The sequence below is a fragment of the Thermoactinomyces sp. CICC 10522 genome (genome assembly GCF_016055075.1).
GTDB lineage: Bacteria > Bacillota > Bacilli > Thermoactinomycetales > Thermoactinomycetaceae > Thermoactinomyces_A > Thermoactinomyces_A daqus.
Map to the genome: position 1 here is coordinate 1 of NZ_JAECVY010000050.1, position 1,809 is coordinate 1,809.

The 1,809-nt window shown below is 41.2% G+C and carries 2 protein-coding genes; both read right to left on the minus strand.

The features are described 5' to 3' along the window. Window positions 1–222: 222 nt before the first annotated feature. Window positions 223–786 (minus strand): squalene/phytoene synthase family protein, encoded by a 564-nt coding sequence (locus I8U18_RS17495; RefSeq protein ID WP_232336454.1) that lies wholly within the window; start codon window positions 784–786, stop codon window positions 223–225. A 310-nt stretch (window positions 787–1,096) separates the two neighbouring features. Next, window positions 1,097–1,315, minus strand: a complete 219-nt coding sequence (locus tag I8U18_RS17500) for a hypothetical protein (RefSeq protein ID WP_198065177.1) — start codon at window positions 1,313–1,315, stop codon at window positions 1,097–1,099. Window positions 1,316–1,809 lie beyond the last annotated feature (494 nt).

The window sequence follows — 1,809 nt, forward strand, 5'->3', positions numbered from 1 at the left end:
CCCTTAACGTGAAACAGGCAAGGGAGCTGGTGTTATTTTGATTTGGAACAAATTTCTATTTATAACTGTATATTTTACACGTATCTCGGACTTACCCCTATCAGAAACGATTACGTTTTTCATAAGTACAACTGTAGTACTAGGTTACGTCTGGCGTATAAAAACATCTCTTTCAACTTCCATCCATCAGGAAAGAAGTCTACACCACGGGATAAGTCCTCATTACGATTGCGAATGATATTGACAGCCTGTAAGCCCCGGCCAAAGGCAACAGCTAGATTCGGATCTGTTTGCGTCATACCACATCCAAAGCTCAGTGAGTAGTAATCCAACCAAACCTGCAACGGTGAACGTGTATTGATCCAAATCCTCTTCTGTCTTAATTCGCCATCTTTTAGAAACCCAATCGGCCATGCCCTCAGCCATATTCGCTGTCGTACGATAGATGTTCGATTTAATTGACGAAGGACTAAGCTTTGTCCAATCCCCCATTCGCAAGGTAACTTCTGGTAGGAGAGACTTATACGGATTAAATACATCCATTAATTCGTTGTCGCTAAATGATTTTTTCAGGATCATACTGATCGAACGCAATAGGTTAATTTTGACCTCAGAAGAAAGTTGGGGATGATCTTCTATCTCATCGATAGCTCTCATACAAAGATACGCGGATGTAACAGCCTCTTTTAAGCCCATTGGCAAGCGATCGATTGGGATGAAGAAAGTACGACTGGTTGCAAGCAACATGTCCATCGCATCCTTATATAAATCAACCGTTGTACTCATCTTAGGTTCCTCCATTTTTTCCACTTTTGCTTTTATTATTTACATCGTCTCCGTCAATCTTTACATGGGGTTAGGCAAGAATTACTTCTTCTTTTTGTGATAAGGGGAGCATCCGTCGATTTTGCCGCCATTTGCCCAAGAAATAGAAAAATGACTTGAGATACCAATTAAGGAACTCAAGTCATTCGTCTCAGGGGATGACACGTTCATATTCATCCTGAGCATCGGTTATTTCCTCCAAAATAATGAAACCCTTCGCTAATGGAAGGGTTCTAGAATGACTCCGAAATTCCGTTTTTCATCCGTACCCCTAAATGAAGAATCCTCCACCAAAGCCGAAACCAAATGGTCCGACAAAAAATTCTTCTTCAACAAATGCGCCAGCAAAGGGGAAAAACGGAAAAAACAACACTTGTTGGGCCTTCGGTTTCCCTTTACCTTTTTCTACCGCAAACTGTGCACTGGGAACAGCCCGGCCATTTTTCGTTTGGACAGCAACACGTTGGCCTTTTAAGCGCGCACCTTTCATATCGGATCACCTCCTAATCTTGTTCACGTATAGTTTATGTAGAAAGAAAAAAGCGTATATTGACAAAGTAAGAGGCTCAACAGCCTTTTTTTGTTGAAAGAATAAAAAAATTCAACCCCCGATCCCTTTTTCGAAAAAAGGTCAGGGGTTTGTTATCAATCTCCGAAACCCTTCGTGGAAGGGTTTTTTCCGGTCCTTATTTATTGGGGGTGGCAGTATTTAAACGACAAAACGAAAATTTGCCCAAAGTTTTGTCGCATTAACCGTAAGCTTCATATGATGAAATTAGTCGGTATACGATGATGCGACGTATCTTTATGTTGAGCCTATTGAGCCGTCCATACAGGCAAGGATGGCTTTTTTGTTTGAAATAAAAAAGAACCACCCAAAGGATGGCTGAGGCTGTTGACAAAAGAAGGTCAACAGCCTTTTTTGTCGAATTGGAATAAAAAACATTCCGAAGGAAGGTTTCCTATGTTCAGAACCAACGCATC

Excerpts from the sequence above, each read along its gene's own strand:
- I8U18_RS17495 (WP_232336454.1), bottom strand. The coding sequence starts at position 786 with ATGAGTACAACGGTTGATTTATATAAGGATGCGATGGACATGTTGCTT.
- I8U18_RS17500 (WP_198065177.1), bottom strand. The coding sequence starts at position 1,315 with ATGAAAGGTGCGCGCTTAAAAGGCCAACGTGTTGCTGTCCAAACGAAA.